This window comes from Streptomyces sp. KL116D, from assembly GCF_030766975.1.
Classification (GTDB): Bacteria; Actinomycetota; Actinomycetes; order Streptomycetales; family Streptomycetaceae; genus Streptomyces; species Streptomyces longispororuber_A.
Genome location: NZ_JASERH010000065.1, coordinates 1 through 24214, shown reverse-complemented (window position 1 = coordinate 24214; position 24214 = coordinate 1). Strand labels below are relative to the sequence as shown.

The following is a 24214-nucleotide window of genomic DNA, read 5'->3' as shown; positions in this document are numbered from 1 at the left end:
TGCGGCCTCGCGCTCGCGCCGCTCCTCCATCTCGCAAAAGCTGCGATTAACGGTGTCAGCGAGCCCAGGTGAGGCAGAGGCCGGCATTGTCGGCACCGCGATAGCGACCCATCCAGTGAGAACACATCGTGATTTTTGCATGTGATGTCATGAATGAGCGTGTCCTCTTGAACTAACCGGCCAAATATATGACAAAAGTATGTACCCTACAACAAGTGCAGGATGGGGTCACGTGGTCAGCAGCAGTCCAGTCAGCCGTCGCCGGGTCCGTACCGCGCTGCTCGCCGCCGCGCTCGCAGCCCTGTCGTGGGCCCGTCGGACCAGCCTGGCCCACCTTCCCGGCGGCTGGCGCTTTCGCCGCCTGCCAGGGGGCAGATGTCGTCGAGAACGCCGACACCGTGAAGATGGCCTGGGTTGGAACCCCGCTCAACGCCCTGCGGATTCCAGCCTGTTGACGCTTCAGGCCGCACTCAACGCTGCCGCCGACGGGCGAGCGGGTGTCGTTCGACCCGAACGACTACGTCTTCGCCAAGCGGCTCACCGTACCGCGCCGGGTGCTGCTCGACGCGTCGGGTGCGTCGACCCTCTTCGCCCAGTTCACCGTGGCCGGGGGCGGGTTGAGCGCCGCGAGTGCTGTGACGTTCGGTGTCTCCGCGACGGGCGCGACGGTTCTCGTGAACACCGCGGACGCCGCACTCGACGGCATCAAGGTCGTCAGCCAACGCCGTCCTGCGGCCCACCGGCATCCAGCTCGCCGCCGCTGCGACCGGTGTGAGCATCAGCCGGTTCACGATGCACGGCGGCGACCAGACATCTCCTCCTACGGCATCAACCTGACCACCGGCTCCGCCACGGTCACCGACCCCGCCATCAGCGGCGTGGCCACCGGCATCACGGCCACCGCCGCCTCGACGGCCTCCGGCATCGCGATCAAGGGCGGCACCGTCTCCGGCGCGACCAGCGGCATCTCGCTGGGCACCGCCACCGCGCCCGCCGTCACCGGCACCACCGTGACCAACACCGCCACCACCGGCACCGGTATCGACCTGGCCAACTCCAGCAGCGCCACCCTCACCTCCCCGACGGTCACCGGCTTCTCCCGAGGCATCGGCGCGAGCACGACGAGCACCGCGCCCGGACCGACCATCGACGCCGCCAGAGTCACCGGCGCCGGGAGGGAGGGGCATCGCCCTCGGCTCCACCGACAAGGCCACCGTCACCTCGGCACACGTCACCGGCACCGACACCGCGAACTCCGTCGGGATCCAGATCCACAAGGCCACCGGCGTCACCCTCGACCAACCCGTCGTAGGCCACTTCAGCAACGGCGTCTACACCCACCTCGACAACGAGGGAGCCGGCCCGAAGATCCACCTCCCGGTGGTCACCGCGCGTGACGACCGGCGCGCATCGCCCTCGGCTCGACCCAAGGCGCGAGCGTCACCGAACCGGAGCTCACGGGCGTCGGCACAGGAAGCGGCATCAACCTGATGAACGCCGGCCGGGCAACCGTCACCGGCGCGACAATCAGCGACTTCAACACCGGCGTCGCAACACAGAGCTCCTTCACGCCCGCCTCCCGACCGCACCGGCATCACGCTCAAGGATCTGAAGATCACCGGTCCGGTGGCCTCCTCCACCGGCATCTCGCTGCTCGCCACGAAGAGCCGCAGATCAGTGACGTACAGGCGGAAGGTCACCGGAGGCGCCGTCGTGGTGCACCAGTCCACCGATGTAGACGTCAGCAACGTGACCGTCACCGGGCATCTGAAGGGGCCACCAGGCCCGCCGGTTCTCGCGATCCTCCAAGGCATACGACTCGCAGGACGTCGCCGTCGACCGCTCCTCGATCGACGGCGGCGCCTGCAGTTCTTCTACTCAGGGACCTCAGGCGCCACCGTCACCGCCTCGAAGCGTCGCGAACGTCGCCGAGAACGCCCTGTACAGCCGGGGCGTCGCCGACCTGGAGGTGAGCGGCTCGACCTTCAGCGACAACAAGGCGCTCGGCAGCCTCAGCGCCGGGGACGCGGCCTTCGGCGTCAGCCACGACATCGACGTCCACGACAACACGATGAGCGGCAACCGCGCCGGGCTGCGCCTGTACACCGGCACCAGCACCGTCACGTTCACGAAGAACACCGTCTCCGGCCAGCCGAGCACGGTTGTCGCCGCCCCGGCGCACGGCGTCACCGTCGCCTCCAACACCGTCACCCAGTCCGAGCCCGCCGAGAGCCAGGCAGCGGTCATGGCCGCCCCGCTCTACGAAGACGCCGCGACGTCCGGCTCGTACTCCTCCTCGGACATCGACGTACGCGACAACACGTTCAAGGGCACCGGCACGTGGATCAGGTCGGCTCCCGGACGCGAGCGCACCCGACGCCGCCCGCCGGACCCTGCGGGACCCGCTGCTCGCCGTCGGCAACACCTTCCCGGCGGACTCGACCGCCGTACGGAACTACGCGAACGCGGTGGCAGGCGACGACACCGCAGCCACGGCGAACCGGGCCCGCCAGCGCGCGGCGGACACCCCCGTCGCCGTCGACGCGCGCGACTATGACAATCCGAACGACTGGGGTTCGCCGTGCCGGGCCACCGGGTACCGCGATGGGAGCCTCGTCTTCGACGGTGGTGGGGCGCAGGTCCACGAACTCACCGAGGCGCCCGCGCTGTATCCGACCGACTGTTCGGAACTGTCCCTCACCGAGACCGTCACCGGCAAAGACTCCGCGGACCACCACGTCGGCGACCTCGTGACCTGGGAGCTGACACCGCACAACGACGGTCCCGCCGCCGCCCCCCGCGGGCTGGTCCATCCACCAGCTGCTGCCCGACGGCGTCGACCTCGTCTCCCTGAGCGGCTCGAGGCTACACGGTGAAGGGCCTGACGGCGACGGCCGGCACCGCGCTGCCTCCCGGCGCCGACGGGCCCGTGCTCACCGTCACCGTACGCATCACTGCCGAGCCGAGCGCCCGTACGACGATGAAAAACGTCGCCTACGTTGCGCCCCCTCCCCGAGGACGAGGCCACCGACCTCGACGGCGACGGGTATGCGGACGTCATCGCCGAGCACCTCAACCCGCTCGTCGTGCCGACGCTGGACACGGACACCGACCGGTCCGACACCGACAACGACGCCCAGGGTGTCTGGACCGTCGAGGGAGCGGCCCTCAGCCCTCACCCAGTCCGACCCCCACCTCAACGGTCACGCCTTCGCCGGCGCCCAGCCCTTCGGGCGGGAATTCGGGGTCCGGCGGCGGTCTGGCGGACACCGGCACGGACCGGACGGCAACAGCGGCGGCCATCGGTTCCGTCCTTCTGCTGAGCGCCGGAGCCACTGTCATGACGGCCGTACGGCGTCGACGCCGCCGCGTCTGAACCGGTTCCGCGTGCGGGGTGCTACGAGACGAACGGGTTGGTGTGTGCCCGTCGCTGCACCGTGTTCCCCTGGCGGGGAAGCCGGGCCGTCATCAGGTGTTGGGACGTCTGGTCGACACTGCAGGGTGCAGGAATGCCGTGCCCGAATCCGGTGAGGGGGCACGAGCGCGGAGCGGCGAGCCGGGCGCGGCCTTCATGCGCTGGGCCCAGGCCAGGGACGTGGCCTGGTCGTGGGTTTTCGTTGAGGAGGAGGACTGGGCCCTTGCCGCGGTTCCACGGGCCGGTGTAGCGGGGCAGGTTGGAGCGGTCGCGCAGGCTGCGGCAGGTCGCGTAAGCGGCGGTGATGCCGGAGCCATCGACCAGCGAAGCGGCCCGGGCGGCACCCAGATGCCGGCCCATCCGGCCTCGGTGCGCGGGGTGAGCGGGAAGTCGAGGCAGTTGGTGACGATCGAGACGTCCTCGCTGGTGTGGTCGGCGCTGTAGGAAGCCAGGGCGCGCTGTCCGAGGGCGGCTCGGGGACGGGCTTCAGCTGCGGCAACCGCAGTTCTCTTCTTCCGTCGGTGGGGAACACCGCCTGGTAGAGGCCTGGAGTTTCTCGGCGGCGGGCCGCGCTCGTTCGGCCGGAACGTGTTGCCGAGGGCGCAGGGCCGTGCCGACGGTCTGCAACCACGCCTGGAGGAAATCGACGCCACCTGCGCCGGTGCTGCTGAGGCGCTTGGTGAGCCGGTCGTACTTGGACTGCGCGCCGCCCGCGAACGCGCATGCGGACCGGGCCCGCCCGGTCGCAGGCCATGAGCATGGCCGACATGGTGCGGTTCGACTCGTAGGCGTCGGAGACGACGTAACGCCGGAAGTCGTTGAAGCGGGCCGGGTTGTCGACAACGCCGTGCAGCACCATCGAACGCACCGTGTTCGGAAAGACGTTGCGGTACACCGCGCCGATGGTCGTGCCGTAGGAGACGCCGAAGTAGTTCAGCTTCGGGTCGTGGAACGCCATGCGCAGCCGGTCCAGGTCGCGCACGTTCTCCATCGTCGACATGTGCGGCAGCAGGGACGGGCGGGGGTGGCGCGCAGTCCGTTGACGGTGGCAGGACGCGGCCAGGGAGTCGGACGTACGCAGGGTGCCGTTCAATTCCTTCGTGGTGCGCGGCGCGCTGTAGGGGCCATCGCTTCGTCGAGGCGCGTCGCGGGCCTGGTCGGTGGCCGCGCACCTCAGCGCCGGGGTGCTCTCACCGACGCCGCGCGGGTCCCAGGTCACCAGGTCGAAGTGGCGTTTGACCTGCGGGGCCGACGTAGTTCTCCCAGCCGCCGCCGCGCGCGATGTCGATGCCGGAACCGCCGGGTCCGCCGGGATTGAAGAACAGGGGCGCCGATCCGGCCCTTGGGCGTGTCGGCGGGCCGGTGAGCGATGGCCAGCCGCACCGTGGGTGCGGCGGTCCGGCCGGTGCGGCCGTAGTCCAGCGGTACGTCGACGTAGCCGCACTTCCAGCCCCTGCGGCATCGGGTCCTCGCCGCTTGGGCTGGGTGCAACGCCGCGGGTGCACGTCCGGCGGCTGGCCGTCACTGCCGGCGTTCGGCGCGCTGTACGCGGTCGTGGCGGGGCTCACAGCCGCGCCAACCAGCAGCGCGATGCCGACCAAGCGAGCCATCAGCCCTCTGCCGCGCGGCAGTTGTGCCTGCACACCCATGGACCTGCACCTCCATGTCGGGGCGGCGCGGGTGCGAGTCACCGGCGCCGGCCGTCCCGTGCATGCATGTCCGTCTCGCCGTGCCCGCCTTCGGCGGACGGGGGCGTCAGAACCACGGATGCCGCCGAGGATCACCCGGGGAGTCGGTCCCGGGGTGCGAGGTGCCCGTGGCCGCTCTACCTTCGTGCGACAGCCACCACCACACGCTCCGACCGGCGGAGGGCCATGCGTGTCACGATCGTCCTGCTCGCTCTGACCGTCCTGCTCAGCGGTCCGGCATCGCTGCCGTCCGGCGCCGCCGCTGCAGCGGCCGAATGCCCGGCCACCACCGGGGGTCAGGACCGCTTGTGTCGACCTGACCCACCAGCGGATGTGGGTGCGCCAGGGCCGCAAGGACGTCTTCGGGCCGGTCGACAGCCGCTCCGGCAGCAGGACATATCCCACCCGTACGGGCTGGAAGCGGATCCACCTGCGCAACCGGCATCACTACTCCACGCTCTACAACGTGCGCATGCCCTACGCCCAGTTCTTCGACGGTGGCCAGGCGTTCCACGGCGTCGACTACCCGCTGGATCTGCCACCCGGCTCCCACGGATGCGTCAACCTCTCCGAGGCCGACGCGGAAGAGCTGTGGAAGGTGCTGCGTCTGCAGGGATCCAGTGGCCATTTGGGGCCGCAAGCCCCGCAGTTGACACTTGGCCGGAACCGTTCACCCGATCGCACGCTGTACGTGCAGGCCGCAGCGAGAAGGCTTTCCTGTCGGAGAGACAACCGCCGACCCGAGGAGTGCAGCGATGCCCCCTGACGCAGCCCGCCCCGACTCCGCGGAGCCGGGCGTGGCCGTCGGCTGGGATTCGGGTCCGCTGCCCGGAACGAGGGAGCCCAGGGCCAGTGCGCAGGCGTGGCCCAGGACCGCTACCGGGCGGGGGCGCGGCAAACGGTTCGCCCAGATGACCTCGCTGCGCGGCGGCGGCGCAGGTGGCGTACAGCGTGTGGTCCTCGAAGACACCGGGGCGACGCGCGAGCAGGACGTCGCGCAGCACGCCGCCGCCGACCGTGATGGTGCCCAGCAGGATGGCGGGCAGCCACCCGAGCCCGGCGGCCAGCGTCTTCTGCGCGCCTGCTGTGGTCCAGCGGCCCAGCGCGAGTACGTCGAGCAGCAGGTAGGTGCGTTGCCACAGGCGTCCGCCGAGCGCTATGAAGAACGCGACGAGCGCGGCGGACACGGCAACGGCGAGCTACCAGAAGTCGGTGAGGGCGACGGGCGTGCTGTGCTGCCGCAGCACATCGCGGATCATGCCGCCGCCGAGCCCGGAGATGATGAGCGGCGGAAGACGAACGGGCCTTGCCCGCACCGAGGACTGCGTTGGCGTCGACGCCGGGCCAGGTCGAGTCCCCGGGTGACGTCCGCGATGGTCACGGCGGAGACCAGATCGGCCACGCCGTCCCCCCCTCTAGGGCACTTTGGGCCGGTATGCGCAGAACGTTCTCGGAACCGCAGACTGACCGATATGACGGGCACGAGTGAGCGCGAGGCGCCGGGTGACGAGGTGCTCTGGCCTGGTCGCACGGCTGGCGGAGTTGCTGGTGGCCGGCGGGGTTCGAGGGCACCCTGCGCTCCGAGGACCGACTGCGTGCGGTGGCCGCCGCCTATGGGCGACAGGCCGAGGTGACGGTGCTCGCGGAGTCGGCCGTGGTGGCGATGGACGGCGCGACCCGCGTGGTGACCGGGGTGCCGGAGATCCCGCAGCTCGACCGGGTCAGCGCCCCTCAAGCCGTGGCTGGCCGCGGTGCGGTCCGGGCAGCTCCCGGTGACCGAGGCCAGACAGCGGCTGGAGGAGATCGCGGCATCGCCCGCGCCCTACCCGCGCCCTGGCTGCGGGTGCTCGGCGTCGTGCTCTTCTCCGTCGGATTCGGCGCGCTCGATCCAGCCCACCCTCCAGGAGGTCTGGATCACCGCCGTCCTGGGCCTTGCCGTCGGTCTGATCCAGGTCGGCGTGCAGCGCCTGGGCCGACCGGGTCGACTCGCCCCGCTCGTGGCGTCGGCGGTCGTCGGTGTGGTGGTGCTGACGGCGTCCCACGCGGGCTGGGTGACGGGCGGAACGATCGAGCTGATGATTCCGGGTGCTGTTCGTGTTCATCCCTGGCGACGCGATCACCATGGCGATGATCGAGCTGTCCGTGGGGCGGATCACCGCCGGCGCAGCCCGGCTCGCGCAGTCCGTCGCTCTGCTCGGCGCCCTCGCGTTCGGCCCCGTCCTCGCCTCGGCCGCACTGGGCATGCCACAGAGCGAGATCCCCGACTCGCCCGTCGCACCCGACCTGGGCTGGGTGGCGGCCTGGCTCGGCTGGGTGGTCTTCACCGTCGGGGTACTGCTGGTCTTCGGCATGCGCCGCGGCGACCTGCCTGGGCGCTGGCCGTCGTCCTGGTCACGTACGGCGTCCAACTGCTCGCCGTACGCGCTCTGTCCACACTCGCCGGAACCTTCGTCGCAGCCGCCGTGATGGCCGCGGTCTCGCCTCCTCCTCGGACGCCGCCCCCGTACACCGCCGCCCTACGTGCTCTACCCCGCCTTCTTCGTCCTCACCCCGGCTCGCACGGGCTACGCGGCCTGGACGCCTGGCTCGGCGGCAGCCCGATCCACGGCGTGAAGGACATCGGCACCATGTTCGCCCTGATCGCGGCGATCGCCCTCGGCATGCTCACCGCCGCGACCCTCGCCCCCAGCACCCGGAACGACCCCCGCCCACAGGACTGGTTGAGACCGCCCACGAATCGTGAACGAACTGCGATTGGCACAACGCGCCCACTGCGTGCGGACTTCCTTCCTGCCGGCCCGGCGGCGGGAGCTCAGTGACGGGCTCGCAGTCGTCTACAACCACCTGCCCAAGCTCGCCCTCGCCCAGATCCCACAGCTGTTCCCCCGACTCGCCCGACCGCCTCGCCCAGACCTGCCACAACGCCATCCTGCTCGGCAGCACACACCTGGACGAACAACTCGCTCCCACGACGACCTCGCGGGCTTACCCCCTCTCTGCACCCCACCCGAACGGCCCAGTTCACCAACGCCGACCGGCCTCTCCAGCGGAGAGCTGGGCGCAGCTCATCCCGCCCCCGGAGTGCGCATGAGCACGATGGACGTGCAAGACCTCCCACAGCGCCAGATCAGCGTGCCCGCCACGGCCCGCACCGCCCGCCGCACCTCCACGATGACATGGGTGACGCTGGCGCTGATGACGACGTCGTCCGTGGCCAGCCTGCGGGCCTCCCACGATGGCCGTGTACGGCCTTGCCTGCGTGTTCCTGTACATCGTCCCCGCGATCGTGTTCCTGCTGCCGACGTCGCTGGTGTCCGCGGAACTCGCGTCGGGCTGGAGCGGCGGTGTGTACCGGTGGGTGGCCGAGGGGCTGTCGAAGCTGCTCGGGTTCCTCGCCGTGTGGTGCCAGTTCGCGATGACGATCTTCTACTACCCAGCCTGCTGGCCTTCGTGGCGAAGCACCATCGCGTACGTGATCGACCCGGCACTCGCAGCGAACGGCGTCTACACGGCGATCGTCATCATGGTCCTGTACTGGACCGGGGTCTGGGTCTCCTCACGCGGTACGAAGGCGCTCGCCAGGGCTCTCCTCGTGGGGCCTGGTCATCGGCACGCTCGTGCCGGGCACCGTACTCGTCGTCCTCGGCCTGGTCTTCCTCGGCCAGGGCAGCCCGTCGGCCGCGCCGATGGACAGCAGCCATCTGCTGCCCCGGTGGACGGGCCTGGCAAGCCTCGTCCTCATCGTCAACAACTTCCTCTCATACTCCGGCATGGAAATGAACGCCGTGCACGTGTCCTCGCTCAAGGACCCGGCGAAGGGAGTACCCGAAGTCGATGTTCATGGCGATGGGGCTGGTGCTGGTGATCTTCATCCTGCCCGCCCTGGCGATCAGCTGGAGTGGTGCCGGCTCATCAGCTGAGCCTGACCGCCGGTGTGATGCAGAGCCTTCGACGCCTTCTTCTCGTACTTCCATGTGGGCTGGATGACCCCGATCGCTGCGGTGATGCTGATCTCGGCCTCGCTCGGCGGCATGCTGACCTGGCTGGCGGGACCGTCCAAGGGCCTCTGGAGATCTCCCGCAGCGAGGGTTATCTGCCGCCGTTCCTGCAGAAGCTCAACAAGTTCGGCATCCAGCAGAACATCCTCGTCACCCAGGGCATCGTCACCACGGTCATCGCCCTCATGTACGCACTGATCCCCCAACGTCTCGAACGTCTACTGGATCTTCTCGACCATCACCACGCAGGTGTACCCTCATCGTCTACTCTGCTGATGTTCGCCGCCCCCGCGATGCGGCTGCGGAAGACCCAGCCGGACCATCCGCGCGGCTATCGCGCCCCGGCACTCGGCCTGTTGTGCACGGTCGGCCTGCTGGCGTCCATCGCCGCCCTGGCCATCGGCTTCGTACCCCCTCACGGTTCGGCAGCGGCAGCGTCTGGGCGTACATCGGCAATCATCGGCGGCAGGTCTGGCGATCCTCGGCCTGCTGATCCCACTCGCCTTCCTTCAAGCTGCGCAGACCTGACTGGAGCAAGCAGGATGGCGGTGAAACGGCATGAGCTCCCACCCAGCTCGCCCCAGCCAGCACATGTGGCTGTACATCGGCGTGATCGATTCCGCTCAGCTCTGACCGTCACGTCGGCATCATCCGGCACGAGAACGGAAGAAGACCAACGACGCCACCGCAAGGAAGGCGAACCAGCTCGCCGACGCTGCACAGTCCGCCGGCTACCCGGAGGCCGAACACCGACGCGATCGTCCGCGCCCTCGGCACGGTCGGACGGCGGGACGGTGCGCGACGATCCTGCGTCCGCGCTGGAAACCGCCCTGTGGGAAGATCAACATGTCCAACGGGGGCGACGGGCCCAGGTCAGCGGCCCGTGATCGCCGACACCAAGGCCGTACGCGCCGAGGAGAAAGTCCTGAGATCTACTGCCCCGACAAGCTCTCGACGACTTCCGCGACAAGGTCGACGACCCCAAGACCGAGCACACCGTGAGGCGATGATCACGATGACCGCCACGCTCGACGAACTGGGCCACTGCATCACCGGATTGATGGCGCGCCCCGACCGATCTCACTCGAACTCGTCGCCATCCCTTCGGTCGCCGACCCACGCCAGTACTGCCGGAGGAGTGCGCCGCGCAGGCAGCACAATGGGTCGCCGACGCCTTCACCCGACGCGGGACCGCACGACGTACGCCTCGTCAGAGACCCCGACGGCACACACTCGGGTCGTCGGTCACCGCCCACTACCACCACCCGGCGCGCCGACCGTAGCTCCTGTACTGCCACTACGACGTGCAGCCACCGCCCGGACGACAACGCCTGGACCATCGCCCACATCATCCGAGCAAGCGACGGACGCTGGTGCGCTGACGGCGGCACAGCCGACCGCAGGCGGGCAACATCGTCATGCACCTCACGGCACCGCGAGCCCTCGGCGACGACATCCCGGTAGGGCTGGAAGTTCGCCGCCGAAGGGTCAGAGGAGCAGGGCACGGGCGCGGGCTCGAAACAATACGTCGCCCAGCAGCACCTGAGGAGTTCCTGGCCGACGCGCTGCTGGGTGTGCGACACCGGCAACGCCGGAGGTCGGCGTGGGGACCGCGACGGATCACCCTGCGAGGCCTTCGCGAACCAAGGTCGTCGCCGTCGGACACGTCCCACGGCGAGGTGCACTCTGGCATGTTCGGCGCGCGCGCGCCCGACGCGGTCGCCGCCTCTGAGTCCAAGCCCTGCCGACACCCAAGCGACCCAGAAACCGGCGCGCGACCCGCATCAACGCGCCTCGACTGTGACGGCACATGGGAAGGCGTCGGTTACGACGAGCGTACAGTTCCGAGCTTCGACGCCGGAGTCCTCGACGGCGCAACCGACCGGAACTGGCAGCGTCGCGGACCGGCTCTGGGCCCGGCCCGCCGTCACCGTCGGTATCGACTGCCCGCCGGTGGTGTCCTCGGCTTCCGTGCCACTCCACAGCACGGGCCTGGGTCAGCCTGCGCGTGCCGCCATGACCGACGCCGACGAAGCCCACGCCCTCTCACCGCCCATCTGACTGACGTCGCCAGCCCCGTGCGCGGGTCACGGTGGAGCCGGAAAGCACCGGGTCCGCGCCTGCGCGCGCGCTCACCGACGGCCCGCCGGCGCCGCGCTTCGCGAAGCGATGCACGTGCGGCATACGGCAAACCGCTGGCATACCTCGCGGCAAGGCGGCCTCGATCGCAGTAACGTGCTCGCGCAGATCGCATCCCGGCGCGCGAAATCGTGCTCATGGAGTCGAGAGCCATCGCTGTCTCTATCCACGCTCCGAACGAGAGCGTGTACCTGACCGAGATCCAGCACATGGCACACGTGGAAGCACTGTTCCTGCAACGCTACGCCACGGCGTCGCGCACGAACTGACCGTTTGTCTCAAATGCGACCCGCAACTGTGCTCCACAACCCGGAGGGCCCCTCCCAGCGGGTGCGTGCCCCGGCCGAGACCGCGACGCCTGTACGGGATAGCGATCCGCCCGACAGCAGCGACTGGAAGAGTCCGCTCGCGAGGCTGGGCGCCTTCGGTCGAGTCCGCATCACCAGCACGCTCTGTGAAATCAGGGCGAGCGAGCTGGTCAAGGTCGTGACCATCAGGACGGTGCGGGAGGTGAGGGAGCCGACGACTCGCGGGGGACAACGCCGGCGCAGAGGCCCGCGACCGGGTTGAACCCGGCGATGGCCGCGTACGCCGTAGCTCCCCTCCGGGATGGAGAACAGGCCGGTGACGACTCCGGAGCCGACATCGGATGACGTCGGCTTCCCGAGCCCCGGCAGCCGCTTCGCAGACGGCCCGGTGTTTGCACACTCACCCGGCGAGGCCGCTGATGGCGTCCCCACGTACTTGGCTCCGAGCACGACGAGCAGCGTGGTCATGATGGCCGCATTGTGCCTGGCCATCCACTCCTTCCAACTGGCAAGCACATGGGCGGAGTTGGATCCGCCCAGCACATACACGGGCGAGCGGCGCAAGCGCGCACAGTGAGCCGATGACGACCATCAGCGCGGCGGCGACGGTCCTGCCGCCGGCCGAGGCGTCGCTGCTTGCGATGGAGACCGCGCCGCCGAGGGCGAGGACCAGGTTCTTCGGGTTGGCGACGGCGAGCAGCGCGGCCAGGCCCGCCGCCTTGGCGGGGGAACTTGTCGATGGCCTGCATCCAGCCGGGCGTCTCGGCCTCGTGGCCCTCGCGCGGGCGCCCCTTCCACTGCTTGACGCCGAGCAGCAGGAACAGCACACCGAGGACCAGCTTGAGCCAGAGCGTCCAGGTGGCGGGACCGTCGTCGCCGGAGTGCGTCGGCGCCCGAGCCGAGCAGTACGACGGCCGTCACGACGACGCCGAGCGAGATCACCCAACTGACCGTGAAGGCCGTGCCGTTGACCTTCCCCTCGCGGGTGTGGCCAGCATCAGCACGACGGCGATCAAAGGCACCGGACTGATGGCGATACCGACCGCCGAGGCCAGCATCTGCCCGATGGCGTCACCCACCGTCGGCACCTTCGACGGGCTCGAACTCGCCGGGCCGCCACGACCCGTCGAACCACGGCTCCAGCGGCCCGTACAGGCGCAGCATCCCGAACCACGACTTTCCGGGCACGGTCTGGATCCAGTTCGTCTCCCCTGCCCGCGGGTGCGACGGGCCCGAAGTGGAGGTCGGTGGAGCCGTCGTCGTTGGCGGTGACCGTTCCGGGCAGGCTGCTCAGCGCCGGGTAGGGGTTGTCGGTCTGCAGGAGCGACCGGGATGCTGGGTGTCGTACAGGTCCATCGCCCAGAAGTTCTTCGCCGGAACGCCGGCGGGCAGTCGCGGCCGGTAGGTGCGCCCGCCGTCCAGCCAGGCCCCTGTCGAGTCCTCCGCCGTGTATGCGTACTGCGATCCGGTGCCGACCGTCTTGGCCGCCATCGCCGGGGGGTGATGACGGTGGCGAAGTAGTGGAAGGAGGGTGCGGGCGTCGAGCAGTCGCGCCCCGTCCCGCAGGAACGCGTAACTCCCGCCCACGAAGGGCGTCTTCCACGACGACTCCCCGGATACAGGTAGACGGCCGGGTCGCGCGGCTTGTAGACCAGCGCGCGGGCGATCCCGGCGGCGATCGGCGCGGCCTGGGCCAGCAGTCCGCGCAGCCGCTCGTCGGGCGCGAAGGGCTTGCCCTTCACGATCCCGATCGCCGCCACTCGCCCGGCTCGCTCTGGGTCGAGGGCCTCCACCGGCTCCTCCTGCACGACGCGTCGATTTCCTCGTAGTACGAGAAGTCGTTGGAGTGGACGGTGTTGTGGCGGGGTGTCGGCGATGTTGAGGTGGGTCATCGGCGGCGGGTCGTCCGCCTGCGCGAGCGGATACACCTTCGTGTTCTTCAGCGCGGGTACACCGCCCAGAGCCCGCACGACGAGCCAGTTGGTGAAGGTGGGCGAACGGAAGACGAAGTAGCCCTCGGGCACCTCGCCCTCCCAGCCTGGCGGCAGGAAGAGGTATTTTTGCCGCCCGCCCCTTCGTCGGGCCCGGCCATTCCGAGGTCGGCGACGTAGCGGAACCAGAAGTCGTCGACGACACACAGCGACTCTGGGCGGATTCTCGACGACGGTCGGCCCGTCCGCGCGCAGATCCAGGAACGTCGTCCCGTACGTGCGTCTCGGTGTTCGGCGTGAGGTAGTAACTCCCTGAATTGGCTCCGGGGATCGGTGAAGGCGAGGGTGCGCGCGTCCTTCACCCCGACCGAGCGCAGCCCGGCGCGCAGCGCGACGAGGGAGGCGCCCGGGATGGTGTTGAGGTAGACGTCGATACCGCGGATCAGGTCCAGCAGGTCGTACGAGGAGGAGACCGTGGCCGCGTCCGGAAGGCCGTCGAAGAAGGTGAGGCCGCCCAGCGGGGTGGCGATGTGGTCAGGCATCGCGATGGAGCGCAGGGCATCGGCCGGCATGGCGTCGTTCGAGCCGTTCATGAGGGCCTTTCGGAGCGGGATGCGGATGCGGGCGGGGCCTCAGTCGGCCGGTTCGATCTCACCCGGCTGCCAGGTCTTGTCGAAGAAGGACGGCAGCGGGCTGTAGAAGCGCAGGATCGCGAACCAGTTGTGACCGGGGGCGGTCTGCACCCAGTTCCCCTCGGACACGTCCGCGGGACGCTCGGGAGCGAAGCGCAAAACCGTCGAGCCGTCGGACTCGGCCGTCGCGGCCGGGGTCGGATAGGCCTGCGAGCCGGCCCGCGGGAAGCGCTGCGGCGTGGCCAGCATGGAGCGGCTCTGGTTGTCATAGAGCGTGATCGACCAGAACTTCTCCGCCGGGATGCCGGGCGGCAGGGTCAGCCGGTAGGAGCGGGAGCCGTCGAGCGCCTCGCCACGCGCGTCCATCGTGACGCCGACGTACTGCGAGCCGATCCGCGGGAGGTTCATGCACATCGCCGGGGTGATGCCGGTGGCCAGATAGAAGAACGAAGTGCGCGCGTTGAGCATCTTCGCCCGCGGGTCGGGGAACGGCTTCACCCCCTCCTGGGTGATCAGCGGTGGCGGGGTCTGGAAGGTGTGGCCGCCGGCGAACAGCGGGGACGTCCACCGCGAGCCCGTGCCCGGATAGAAGTGGAAGCCCTCGTCCGGGTGCGGGCGCATCGCGACGGCCCGCGCATACGCGTTGGCGGTTGCCGCCGCGTCGTCGAGAACCGCCTCGACGGCGGGCGTCCGGCTGGAACGGCCGGTCCCTTGACGATGCCGATCGCGGCGGCGCCGGCGACAACCTCGGGATCGAGGGCGGTGGCGGGCTCGGCCTGCACCGCCTCGTCCAGGAGCGTGAAGTACGTGGCGTCGACCGGCGCCACCGTGTTGATCGACAGGCCGCTGCCCTCGACGAACCGCGGGGTGCGCGGTTCACCGAGCAGGGGCGAGCGCGGCCTCGCCCAGGGAGGAACGAGCCAATCGAGGTGCCGTAGCCGCCGGGCACGTACGGCGTGATCTTCAGCTGCTCCTTGATGCGGCGGGCCGCCGGCGCCGGATCGTCGTCCTCCAGGAAGCAGCGCCCCAGCATCCACACCCGTGTGGTGCGGACGTGGTGGACGAACATGCCGCCCTCGGGAAGCGGTCCGGTGTGGCCGGGCCCGACGAACAGGTAGCGCCCGCCCGCCCCGCGGTCCCGGCCCCGAGTACGCCCAGGTCGGTCACCCAGCGGAACCACATGTCGTCCGCGACCGTGAGGCAGTCCTCGGGGATGTCGACCACGACCGGCCCTTCGGACAGGTCGACGAACGTGAAGAAGTGAGACGGTGTCCGCGTTCGCGGTCAGGAACAGCGACGCGCAGTCCATGAGGTCGGAGAAGAGCAGTACGTCGTTGTCGGCAACCCCCGCGCCGAGCATCGCCTTACGCATCGCCCACAAGGAAACCGCGGGCAGCCCCGCCAGATACGCCTCGACGCCGTGCATCCGATCCAGCTGCGCGTACACCGCCTCGACCGTCTCGGCAGTCGGCATTCCGTCGGAGAAGGTGAACGCGCCGGCCGAAGACTCCCACAGTGTCGGGAGTGACCAGGGGACGCGGGAACGTACTCACTCTCGGGCACGAGCCCCTCTCGGCACGGTCCGGTGGCGCCCCGGCGGCGCACCGATGGGAATCACGCTAAACGGAGCCCTCAAAAGCCGCATTTCAGTCGGCTTTTGACCGTGCCGTCTGCCCGTTCGTCCGGCTTCGGTCACGGCGCCCATCAAGACGTCGTCACTTGTCTGTGTCCAGGGCGTCGGCGAAGCGTTGGTGGGTTCGGTTCGTGGCCTGGGAGTCCGTGTCTGGACAGAGGGTGGTGGCAGTCAAATCCTGGTCCGTGAGGCTGTGGGGTGGAACAGAGCGGCTGGATCTTTGAGCGAGTAGCGGCAGTGTTGGTTTCCGTATCCGCCGACCGGCAGCATCACGATGCGCTGCGCTCCGGCCGCCTGAGAGCAAGCGAGGCGTTTATCCAGGTCAGCCCCTGCGCACGATCCAGGCGTAGTCGGAGCAGGCGCACCACCGACGTCCGCCTGTCCCCTGGGGCTGGTCGTAATCGCTACGGCGAACCCCCAGCAAGCGCGATGCATCGCCGTCTTCCGCCGCTGTTCGCCCACGGCCGGCGTCGACACCACCCCGACCACCCGCCGGCCGTCCCGGGTCCGCGCGAGAAGAATCCCAGCTCACCAAAGAAGCCAGCACCGGACGAGACGGAAGCGGGCGGATCGGGGGCGCTCGTCACGACCTCTGATCGCGCGCAACATGGTCACCCCAAACAGGGAGTGCCGGCCCGTCCCAGCCCTCGACTGACTGCCTCGGCTCACTGCCACGACTGCGCAGGACGGCGTCCTCTCCCCGCGGCGCTCACGACGTCCCGGGCGCCGGTTCCAGGCGGTGCTGACCTGGCCACACCGGCCACCCCGGCCACGAGGGCCTCGATCATGGCCCGTCGGTGGCGCCGGATGGGTGAGGGCTGGTCGCGCGGTGCGGTCTCTTCTAACCCGGCCAGCAGGACAACCCCGCTACCCGCGTGCCCCTCGCCAAGTGGCACGCCGACCGCGAGTGACCCCTTCGGGAGTGGCCTACTCCTCCGGCTGCGGAGGGTTCCGGGTGATCTGCCGCAGCGCCTTCTCAACGTCGAACCGGGTGAGGGCCTTACGACGCGGTCGCCGCCGCGCCGCGTTGCACCCTGAAGCCGGTCGCGGTGGCGAGCTGCTGCCGATTCACCGCGACCGCGGTAACTTCCGCCGAGGCCGAGATCAGCGAATTGCTGCGCGGTATCCAACATCGCGGAACGGCGCGCGGCACGCGCCACAAACGTGTTCACAGACAGGCCAGCCGCCTCCGCGGCCTGCCGGATCGCAGGAGCAAGCTCGGCAAGGAAACGAAGCGTCATCGCGGAACAGATGTGACACCACTTGCTGGTGGCGTAACCCAGTAGCGCAGCTGGCAGCACGAGCGGACCCACGAGCTGGCCGGTCCGCTCGCTGGCCAGCGCCCTGACCACATAGGTTCGTCGGGTTGGTGGCCCTGGCGGTTGCATGGGCGTTGATGTTCTCATCAGCTTGCCTTCACCACCACACAGACCGCCCCCGTCTGCGTGATACCGGAGTCTGCGGGATCCACCGACAGGGTACGACCACGTACCCCGGAGACGGACGTGTTGTGGAGAACCAGGGCCCTAGCTTCGACCGCGCTGATCTCCAAACGTCCGCACGGTCACTGTGGCCGCCGTGCTCACCCTGGCCCTGTCTGCGCCGCTTCTCGGCGCCACACCGGACGCCTCCGCCAACGCAGCGCAGGCCGCGCCCCAAGTCCCGTACAGCAGCGGGTTACAGCTGCCGTCCCCTACCGGCCCGTTCCCCGTGGGCCGCCGTACCCTGCACCTGGTCGAGCGGAACCGCACCGATCCATGGGTGCCGACGGCGGTCACCGGCAGCTGATGGTGACGGTGTCCTACCCCGGCACGTTCGGCGAGCGGATTACCGGCGGCCTACATGACCGACGAGGAGGCGCAGCTCCTCCTGAAGGCGAGGGGACTCGGCGGTGTCGTGCCCCCGAAGCGGTTGCCGGGGCGCGTACCCATGCGTACCGCACGCGCCCGGCGCCAGATCGTTTTCCCCCTGGTGCTGCTCTCCCCGGGGGTTCTCCATGCCGCGCACCACGCTGACCTCGCTCGCTGACGATCTCGCCAGTCGCGGCTACGTCGTCGCATCGGTGGACCACGCGTACGAATCCGTGGGCACGGCCTTCCCGGGCGGCCGGATGCTGACCTGTGTGGCCTGCGAGCGGGTCGACACCCCGGAGGAGCAAGCTGCTGTCGTACGCGGGCGCGCCAAGGACATGTCCTTCGTGATAAGCGAGTTGACCAGCGGCCGAGAAGGCGGGCGCGCTGTCCCGCATGATCGACCCGAGGCGGATCGGAATCGGCGGGCATTCGATCGGGTGCGACCGCATCGGCAACCATGGCCGCCGATGGTCGTGTGCGGGCTGGGGTCGACCCTGGACCGGCGACTTCTTTCTGCACCCTGCCGCGGCAGGGCTCGGTAGGCGCCCGCTCATGATGCTCGGCGCCGAATCCACGCACCGCCCCGACAGCCGGGTACCGACTGGCCCGAGGCGTGGAAGCACCTGAGCGGGTGGAAACGCTGGCTGACCGTGTCCGGCGCTGAACACTTCTTCACGGATCTGCCGTATCTGGCCGGACAGCTGGGCCTGTCGGACCCCGCCATTCCACTGTCGGGAGAACGCGCGTGGTACATCACCCGCGACTACGTGTCAGCCTCCTTCGACCTTCACCTGCGGGGCATATCGCAGCCGCTCCTCGATGGCCCCAAGGCCACGCATCCCGAAGTCGCATTCCAATGAGCGGAGCGTGAAGGTCCCCGAGTTCGGTGCCGTGGGTGCGTTGGTCGCGTCAGTTGCCTGCCGAGCGCCCGCGGCGCCAGCCGATCCGCAACGCACACACCCAGTCCCAAAGCCCTGCGCAGTGGTGGCAGGATGCGCCCGCCGGCTCAGCCGATCAGTGCCCGCCGCGGCGCTTCTGGACGAAGCAGGACCAGCCCTGACCGCCCACCACGAACGGCCCGATGTCACGGTCCTTGCTGTCGCGCACGGCCACGCTCCCCTCCCCAGGAACGCCACCTCCACACGCCCCACTGCCGTTGGACGCCTGCGCCGTGAACCAGTGAAGACCTTGCAGGTGCTCAAGACACTCACTCATGCCAACTCCTCAGCGGCACACACCAAACGCACAGGGAGCTCGCGCGAGCTGGGGCGGCGGCTTCCCCGCAAGGGCAAGACGGGCTGCTGCCGCCCCGAGCCCATGTCGTGGAAAGCCGGTGCATCCACCCGCCCTGCACGAGCAGAACTACCCAGGCAGAGCTGCACGCGCCCGACCCTGCATCGGTGCCCCACCTCCCGCTCCACAAAAGGAACTCCAACCCTCCTGAGATTCCTCCGCATTTAGGCGGATGTCAATGGATTCGCAGAATAAAGGCGATCCCTGGTGTTTCAGAGTCCACTGGTGGACGCGCGTAGGGCCTGTCGGCACCGAGGGACCCATGGCACGGATGATCGCTGCGAGATTGCCCGGGGAATGAGGGACAGCACCGCCGCGTGCGGTGACGGCCGTCCTCGGCCAGAATGTCGTCGACAGCGGAGTAGGGCGTGCACCAGAGATGGCCGGGGCCCCTCTCGAGAGGAGGGGCGGCCATCTTGACCTCTCACACAGGGTGAGGACCTGGATGTACGTGGTCGGGGCGGTCCCGCCGATGTCTTTGAGGGCTCAGTGCGGCGTGGGTGCGCCGTTCGTCGAGATTCGAGGTCCCACTGTGCGGCAGCGGCATACCTCGTCGATCACTCTGTGAGGCTGCCCCCGCCGCTGTCACTACCTGCGGCGCTGAAACAGACTGATCGAGCGGTCCCCATGAGACCGCCCCCGCACCTTCGGAGTCCCGCTACACTCCCGCAACCCGACGAAGACCAGGGTCAGACAGCGAACTCCTGCTGCAGTGCTCAGTGTCCCTGCGCCGGAGATCCGCTGGCAAGAAGCGGGCGAGTGAGTCGAGATCTCTTCGGCCGTCTTGGTCCCAGGTGAACGGGGTCGAGGATTCTGTTCCACCGCTTGACCCACGCGCGGGATGTCGGCCTCCCGCGAACGCACGCTTTTGTGTGCGCCGCGGCGGGATCTTCTGGTCGGCGAGGAAGCCGAACCCACCGCTCCGCCTGGTTGATCCAGGAGGGAACCTGTGAGGCGTGGAGTGCAGGTGGAAACCGCAGCGGGTGTTTGGCGAGCCATGCCTTGATGACCGGAGGTCTTGTAGGTTGCCGTAGTTGTCGCAGATCAAGTGGACCTGCAGATGCTCAGGGACCTCATTCTCGATCTTGATGGGGAACTTCTTGAACTCCGCTGCCCGGTGCCGGCGGTGCAGTGAGGTATTATTGACTACGCCGGTCGCGACGTCGAAGGCTGCGAACAAGGTGGTCAGACCGTTTGCGGACGTAGTCATGTGTGCGGCGCTTCGGCGCACGCCTGGCATCGTGGGCAGCACCGGCTGGGAAACGGTCCAGGGCCTGGATCTGGGACTTCTCGTCGACCGACAACACCACCCGCACCTTCGGGCGGTTGAAGCACAAGGCCCACGCACGTCATAGAGCCTTCGCGACGAACAACGGGTCCGTCGACAGTCTGAAGGTGTCGGTCAGGGTGCGGCTTGAGTTGGAACTTTCGCTTCAGCTCGGGCCCACGGTCGGCTTCGACAGGCCGCTGCGGTCGGCCATCGATGAGACGCGACCCAGTGAGTGGCATTCTTCGGAATGTCACTCCAGCGATGCTGACCACAACTGCGTCCCTTGGTCGACGCTGATGCGTGGGTGGCCGGGCACCGAGCCGCTCGTCCACCAACCCGTCCAGTCGGGCGGCCAGGACCGGCGGCGCCATGCTTGCGGACCGTGTCCGCTGCGATTCCGTAACTCCTCGCCACCACAGCAATCGGTGGGACATCCAGCACCATCACACGCCAGCGTCAATGCGGGCCCCGCAAAGCCACTGCCTGGGCGAGATGGCGCCCGCCGGGCCCAACGTTCCAACACCACACGCCTCATCAGCGGACAGCTAAACAACGGTACCAACCCTCGGGCCACGACGGGGCACCGGCACATCTGAAGAAGCAGTCATACACAAACTAACGACGGGATCTCCGGCGCAGGACACTAGCCTCACAACGCCTGTGGCCGCCGGAATTCACATGGCCCCCTGACTCGCTGGATGATCCGAGAGTGGTGCCAGCGCCACCCCCTGGATTCGGGGCCTGGGTCAACTGCTTCCAGCGAGCGACGGCGGAGGTAGGGCTGCTCCGTCACCAGATCTGCGGCCGGCAGAACCGGCAGCGACAACGGAGCGGAGGCCTGATGGCCAGTCACACACGGCGGAATCTGATCAAGGGCGCCGCGGTTGCGGCAGCGGGCAGTGTGGTCGGGAGCGGCCCCGGTCCTGACTCTTCACAGCTGCGGCGCAGACGAGGGGCGCGACCGGGAAAGATCGGTGTGGCGGGGGGCAGTCCTGTTCCTGCAAGGCGTTCGCTCCGGTCACCGAGAGTTGACCGCTCGACCTCCAGGTCACCGGCCGCATTCCACGGGACCTGGACGGCCGTTACCTGCAACGGTCCGAACGCTCTGGGCCCGAGGACGTCCGCGCCCACCACTGGATGCTCGGCGACGGAATGGTGCACGGGGTCCGTCTGCGCGGCGGGCGCGCGGAGTGGTACCGCAACCGCTGGGTCCGGTCCTCCCAGGTGACGACGAAGCTGGGAGAGGCGTACCCGGGCCAGGCGCCGCCGGACGACTTCGCGTGCAACACGGCGTGATCCCGTACAAGGGGCCGCATCCTGGCGATGCAGGAAGGCGGACCGCTGCCGTACGAGTTGGACGGCGAGCTGAACACCGTGCGCCCGGTACGACTCCGCTCCACTCTCCAGGGCGCCTTCACCGCGCACACCAAGTACGACGCGCGGCCGACGAGCTGCACGCGATCGCGCACTACCCTCGCCTGGGACCATGTGCGGCACATCATGATCGACCGACTGGCCGGGTGGCCCCGGACGACCCGCGTTCCCGTCGCGGACGCGCCGATGATGCACGACTTCGCGCTCACCGAAAGTACGTGGTGATCGTGGACGTGCCGATCACCTTCGACGGCGCCCGCCGCCGAGGCCGGGCGCGATCGTGCCGTATGTGTGGAACGACGAACATCCCATGCGCATCGGGCTGCGCTGCCGCGCGCCGGTGGCAGTACACGCTGGTTCGAGATCGCCCCGGTGTACTACTGCACACGCTCAACGCCTACGACCAGGGCGACACGGTCGTGGTGGAGTACACCGGGTTCCCCGCGCCTTTTCTACGCGGCCGGCCGCGGTGCCGGCGGCTTCGGCGACCGGTGCGCCGACACTCGACCGCTGGATGATCGATCTGCGCACAGGCCGGGTCCGAAGCAGCCGGCTGGACGACCGTCCGCAGGAGTTCCCCCGCATCAACGAGTCCCTGGTCTCACGACGGCACCGCTATGCCTACACCGCGAGCGCGGCCGAGATGTGGCGCGCGTACGGGACCGTCGACGGCGCACCGCCGGACGAGAAGTTCAGCAACTACCTGATGAAGCACGACATGCCGCGCGGCAGAGGCAGGTCCACCGCCTTGCCTGGGCGCGGCGGCCGGCGAGGCGGTGTTCGTCCCGCGGCGCGGGGCGCGGGACGAGGACGACGGTTACGTGCTGTCGTACGTGAACGACCCTCGACCGCGGGGCGACCGACTTGATGATCTCCCCGGCCCAGGACTTCGACGGCCGCCCGCTGGCCCCTGATTCACCTGCCCGGTCGGGTACCAGCTGGGTTCCATGGCAGCTGGATCGCGGACGCCTAGGGACATGGCGTACCGGCTTCTGAGCGCTGGCACCTCGCCCACACCGACCGGCCGGAGCATCACAGCGGAACGCGACGAGGCCGCATCCGCGGTGGCGGCCCCGGCAGGCTCATGAGGTTACGGGCACCTCCGTGTATTGCCGACCGGAGTCGGCAGCTGCGTGGGGGGCCTGTCCCCGTCGATGCGGCACCTAGGCGGTCCGGTGCGAGTTCGGCACGGCCGAACAGCAGCTGCGTAGCCAGAGGAGCTGGCGCAGGATACGGAGTGAGAAGGTCAGGACCGGCATAGGGCTGCGACGGCGCACAGGACGGAGCCGACGCGTCCCCAGCGCGTAGGACCCACGGCGCCGCTGGGTGGGTGGCGAGTGTCCTGACGAAGGCCCAGCCGGTGAGGGGCTGGATGTCGGGGATCTGGGCAGTGAGGACGCGCGCAGCTTCGAGGGGCAGGCGGGCGGCCAGTTCGACGCGTTCGTCGCCTGTCAGCCGACGTCCGAGTCCGGCGAGGACCAGATGGACGGCTTCCCCGGCCTGCTCCCGAGTGGGGTAGGCGCCTTCATAGCGAACCTCCAGCATCTGCTTGTACGTCATGACGGGCAGATGCTGGAGGGTGCACGCCAGCTCGGACATCACTGCGGTGTTCGCCTTCTGTTGCTGATAGTGGTGGGGCCCGCACCCGAAAGGGGCGGGCCCAGGGCGGTCAAGTGTAGGGGCTGAGGGCGGCCGAAGAACAGGTCGTAGCCCGCGGGGGAGCTGAACAGAATCTGTCCCAGCAGGTCGTCGCCGGCCGCGTCGGCGACCGTGCTGAGGACGGCGCTGACGTCCCAGGTCAGCCGTCTGCCTCGGTGGCGCCCTCGATCCAGGCCGCCGTTGCGCGCACGAACCGGGCTCCGGTGGAAGGTTCCGCGCTTTGCAGCGGATTGAGGAGGATCAGAGCGAAGCCTTCCGGCAGGCGCGCCGCCAGCTGGGCCCGCACCTGCCGACCAGGTGGGGCCCAGCAACGCGAGGACGACACGCGCCGCGCGTTCCGCTTCCTGCTGACTCGTACTTGCCGCGTTCGGGTCACCTGGTCGAGAACGCGTCCCGTCGCAAAGTCAGCGTCGGTCGCCCGTCGCCGCGGTGAGTGATGCGGAGGACGGCACCAGTGAAAGTCAGGCGCCCGTCCTCCGCCATGGTTCGGACTCCTCGTCATCCGGCTCAGCCGAGATCTCCAGGGTCGGCCCTCCGCCGATCGCGATTCAGGGGCTTGGCGCGTTCGGCGATCGGGATGCGTGCAGGGTGAGCACCCTGGCGTCGTATCGGTCTTGATGCGCTCGGTGTCCAGGGTGTCGGCGAGCAATGAACTGGCGAGAGAAGCGCCCAGTGGCCGCTCCGCCAGTTCCATCTGCACGTCGTCGGCTCCTCGCCGCGGGGCGGCGCTCGGCCTTGACGGTCAGCATGTTGCGTTCGACATCGATGTCGATCGACTCGGCGCTGACGCCGGAAGGTCGAAGGCGACCACGTACTCGTCGCCCCTCCCGGTAGGCGTCCACGTCATCGTGGCCGGCCGCGACCAGGTGCCCGGGCTCATCAGCTGCTGAGCGAGCCGGTCGAGCTCACGGAAGGTCGGTGCGCACTGCAACATGGTTGAAGCGGCGCACGAAAACGCGAAAGCGTTTCACGATAAATGCGAAAACGGTTAAACACCCAATTCCATTGAACGAAGTACAAC

Annotated in this window: 16 protein-coding genes and 12 pseudogenes; 13 read left to right on the top strand and 15 right to left on the bottom strand. The window is 69.0% G+C overall.

The features are described 5' to 3' along the window. Window positions 1-497 precede the first annotated feature (497 nt). Window positions 498-1397 (top strand): hypothetical protein, encoded by a 900-nt coding sequence (locus tag RBJ77_RS27230; RefSeq protein WP_372347437.1) that lies wholly within the window; start codon window positions 498-500, stop codon window positions 1395-1397. Here RBJ77_RS27230 and RBJ77_RS27225 read toward each other — a convergent pair. Beyond that, window positions 1385-1570 (bottom strand): hypothetical protein, encoded by a 186-nt coding sequence (locus tag RBJ77_RS27225; protein WP_372347436.1) that lies wholly within the window; start codon window positions 1568-1570, stop codon window positions 1385-1387. The two genes, RBJ77_RS27230 and RBJ77_RS27225, sit on opposite strands and share 13 nt — an antisense overlap. A gap of 279 nt (window positions 1571-1849) precedes the next feature. Between RBJ77_RS27225 and RBJ77_RS27220 the strand changes: the two genes are divergently transcribed. Beyond that, on the top strand, window positions 1850-2557 hold the full coding sequence (locus tag RBJ77_RS27220) for a right-handed parallel beta-helix repeat-containing protein (RefSeq protein ID WP_372347454.1): 708 nt from the start codon (window positions 1850-1852) through the stop codon (window positions 2555-2557). 1012 nt (window positions 2558-3569) lie between these two features. On the opposite strand, the gene RBJ77_RS27215 is transcribed toward RBJ77_RS27220, so the two are convergent. Next, the gene (locus tag RBJ77_RS27215) at window positions 3570-4877 is read right to left on the bottom strand and encodes an alpha/beta fold hydrolase (RefSeq protein ID WP_372347435.1); all 1308 of its coding nucleotides are present in this window, start codon (window positions 4875-4877) and stop codon (window positions 3570-3572) included. A 488-nt stretch (window positions 4878-5365) separates the two neighbouring features. Between RBJ77_RS27215 and RBJ77_RS27210 the strand changes: the two are divergent. Beyond that, window positions 5366-5698 (top strand): annotated as a pseudogene (locus RBJ77_RS27210) (L,D-transpeptidase); the annotation flags it as partial. Here RBJ77_RS27210 and RBJ77_RS27205 read toward each other — a convergent pair. Beyond that, window positions 5664-6290 carry a trimeric intracellular cation channel family protein gene (locus tag RBJ77_RS27205; protein WP_372347434.1) on the bottom strand — a complete coding sequence of 209 codons (627 nt, stop codon included), beginning with the start codon at window positions 6288-6290 and terminating at the stop codon, window positions 5664-5666. The pseudogene RBJ77_RS27210 and the gene RBJ77_RS27205 overlap by 35 nt on opposite strands. A gap of 12 nt (window positions 6291-6302) precedes the next feature. Next, complete coding sequence (locus tag RBJ77_RS27200; protein WP_372347433.1) at window positions 6303-6419, bottom strand: TRIC cation channel family protein; 117 nt, start codon at window positions 6417-6419, stop codon at window positions 6303-6305. Between the two features lie 435 nt (window positions 6420-6854). Here RBJ77_RS27200 and RBJ77_RS27195 point away from each other — a divergent pair. The 4 genes and pseudogenes from RBJ77_RS27195 to RBJ77_RS27180 all read left to right on the top strand — a co-directional run. Next, window positions 6855-7181: pseudogene (locus RBJ77_RS27195) on the top strand (threonine/serine exporter family protein); the annotation flags it as partial. 16 nt (window positions 7182-7197) lie between these two features. After that, window positions 7198-7569: a hypothetical protein gene (locus RBJ77_RS27190; RefSeq protein WP_372347457.1), complete on the top strand. Its 372-nt coding sequence runs from the start codon at window positions 7198-7200 to the stop codon at window positions 7567-7569. A 769-nt stretch (window positions 7570-8338) separates the two neighbouring features. Continuing rightward, window positions 8339-8629: pseudogene (locus tag RBJ77_RS27185) on the top strand (amino acid:proton antiporter); the annotation flags it as partial. A 91-nt stretch (window positions 8630-8720) separates the two neighbouring features. After that, on the top strand, window positions 8721-9023 hold the full coding sequence (locus RBJ77_RS27180; protein ID WP_372347456.1) for a hypothetical protein: 303 nt from the start codon (window positions 8721-8723) through the stop codon (window positions 9021-9023). On the opposite strand, the gene RBJ77_RS27175 is transcribed toward RBJ77_RS27180, so the two are convergent. Continuing rightward, entirely contained in the window at window positions 8993-9307 is a 315-nt protein-coding gene (locus RBJ77_RS27175) for a hypothetical protein (RefSeq protein ID WP_372347455.1), read from the bottom strand. The two genes, RBJ77_RS27180 and RBJ77_RS27175, sit on opposite strands and share 31 nt — an antisense overlap. On the opposite strand from RBJ77_RS27175, the gene RBJ77_RS27170 reads away from it, so the two are divergent. After that, window positions 9197-9988: a hypothetical protein gene (locus RBJ77_RS27170; RefSeq protein ID WP_372347453.1), complete on the top strand. Its 792-nt coding sequence runs from the start codon at window positions 9197-9199 to the stop codon at window positions 9986-9988. The two genes, RBJ77_RS27175 and RBJ77_RS27170, sit on opposite strands and share 111 nt — an antisense overlap. Window positions 9989-11948: 1960 nt before the next feature. Here RBJ77_RS27170 and RBJ77_RS27165 read toward each other — a convergent pair. The 6 genes and pseudogenes from RBJ77_RS27165 to RBJ77_RS27140 all read right to left on the bottom strand — a co-directional run. Further along, window positions 11949-12377: a GAP family protein gene (locus RBJ77_RS27165; RefSeq protein WP_372347432.1), complete on the bottom strand. Its 429-nt coding sequence runs from the start codon at window positions 12375-12377 to the stop codon at window positions 11949-11951. Between the two features lie 461 nt (window positions 12378-12838). Then, a complete protein-coding gene (locus tag RBJ77_RS27160) occupies window positions 12839-13135 on the bottom strand; it encodes a DUF1214 domain-containing protein (RefSeq protein ID WP_372347431.1) in 297 nt (98 codons plus the stop codon). Between the two features lie 431 nt (window positions 13136-13566). Next, a pseudogene (locus RBJ77_RS27155) lies at window positions 13567-13734 on the bottom strand (hypothetical protein); the annotation flags it as partial. Window positions 13735-14111: 377 nt separating this feature from the next. Beyond that, window positions 14112-14732, bottom strand: a complete 621-nt coding sequence (locus RBJ77_RS27150; protein ID WP_372347430.1) for a DUF1214 domain-containing protein — start codon at window positions 14730-14732, stop codon at window positions 14112-14114. Between the two features lie 343 nt (window positions 14733-15075). Then, a pseudogene (locus RBJ77_RS27145) lies at window positions 15076-15291 on the bottom strand (DUF1254 domain-containing protein); the annotation flags it as partial. Next, window positions 15282-15356, bottom strand: a pseudogene (locus RBJ77_RS27140) (hypothetical protein); the annotation flags it as partial. The pseudogenes RBJ77_RS27140 and RBJ77_RS27145, both read right to left, overlap by 10 nt. A 2891-nt stretch (window positions 15357-18247) precedes the next feature. Between RBJ77_RS27140 and RBJ77_RS27135 the strand changes: the two are divergent. Next, window positions 18248-18457, top strand: coding sequence for a hypothetical protein (locus tag RBJ77_RS27135; RefSeq protein ID WP_372347429.1), 210 nt, complete (start codon window positions 18248-18250; stop codon window positions 18455-18457). Window positions 18458-18611: 154 nt separating this feature from the next. Here the strand turns inward: RBJ77_RS27135 and RBJ77_RS27130 are convergent, their stop codons facing one another. Further along, on the bottom strand, window positions 18612-18812 hold the full coding sequence (locus RBJ77_RS27130; RefSeq protein ID WP_372347428.1) for a DUF397 domain-containing protein: 201 nt from the start codon (window positions 18810-18812) through the stop codon (window positions 18612-18614). Between the two features lie 2189 nt (window positions 18813-21001). On the opposite strand from RBJ77_RS27130, the pseudogene RBJ77_RS27125 reads away from it, so the two are divergent. The 4 genes and pseudogenes from RBJ77_RS27125 to RBJ77_RS27110 form a co-directional block, all read left to right on the top strand. Further along, window positions 21002-21079, top strand: a pseudogene (locus tag RBJ77_RS27125) (twin-arginine translocation signal domain-containing protein); the annotation flags it as partial. Window positions 21080-21219: 140 nt separating this feature from the next. After that, a pseudogene (locus RBJ77_RS27120) lies at window positions 21220-21759 on the top strand (carotenoid oxygenase family protein). Between the two features lie 85 nt (window positions 21760-21844). Next, window positions 21845-22207, top strand: a pseudogene (locus RBJ77_RS27115) (carotenoid oxygenase family protein); the annotation flags it as partial. 103 nt (window positions 22208-22310) lie between these two features. Beyond that, window positions 22311-22448, top strand: a complete 138-nt coding sequence (locus tag RBJ77_RS27110) for a hypothetical protein (protein WP_372347427.1) — start codon at window positions 22311-22313, stop codon at window positions 22446-22448. Window positions 22449-22707: 259 nt separating this feature from the next. Here the strand turns inward: RBJ77_RS27110 and RBJ77_RS27105 are convergent. From RBJ77_RS27105 to RBJ77_RS27095, 3 pseudogenes are all read right to left on the bottom strand, one after another. Continuing rightward, window positions 22708-23133 (bottom strand): annotated as a pseudogene (locus RBJ77_RS27105) (DUF2267 domain-containing protein); the annotation flags it as partial. Then, window positions 23133-23601: pseudogene (locus RBJ77_RS27100) on the bottom strand (DUF2267 domain-containing protein). The pseudogenes RBJ77_RS27100 and RBJ77_RS27105, both read right to left, overlap by 1 nt. Window positions 23602-23700: 99 nt before the next feature. After that, a pseudogene (locus tag RBJ77_RS27095) lies at window positions 23701-24127 on the bottom strand (Hsp20/alpha crystallin family protein). Window positions 24128-24214: the final 87 nt, after the last annotated feature.

Excerpts from the sequence above, each read along its gene's own strand:
- RBJ77_RS27215 (WP_372347435.1), bottom strand. The coding sequence starts at position 4,877 with ATGCCGCAGGGGCTGGAAGTGCGGCTACGTCGACGTACCGCTGGACTA.
- RBJ77_RS27150 (WP_372347430.1), bottom strand. The coding sequence starts at position 14,732 with ATGCGCCCGCACCCGGACGAGGGCTTCCACTTCTATCCGGGCACGGGC.
- RBJ77_RS27130 (WP_372347428.1), bottom strand. The coding sequence starts at position 18,812 with ATGAGTGAGTGTCTTGAGCACCTGCAAGGTCTTCACTGGTTCACGGCG.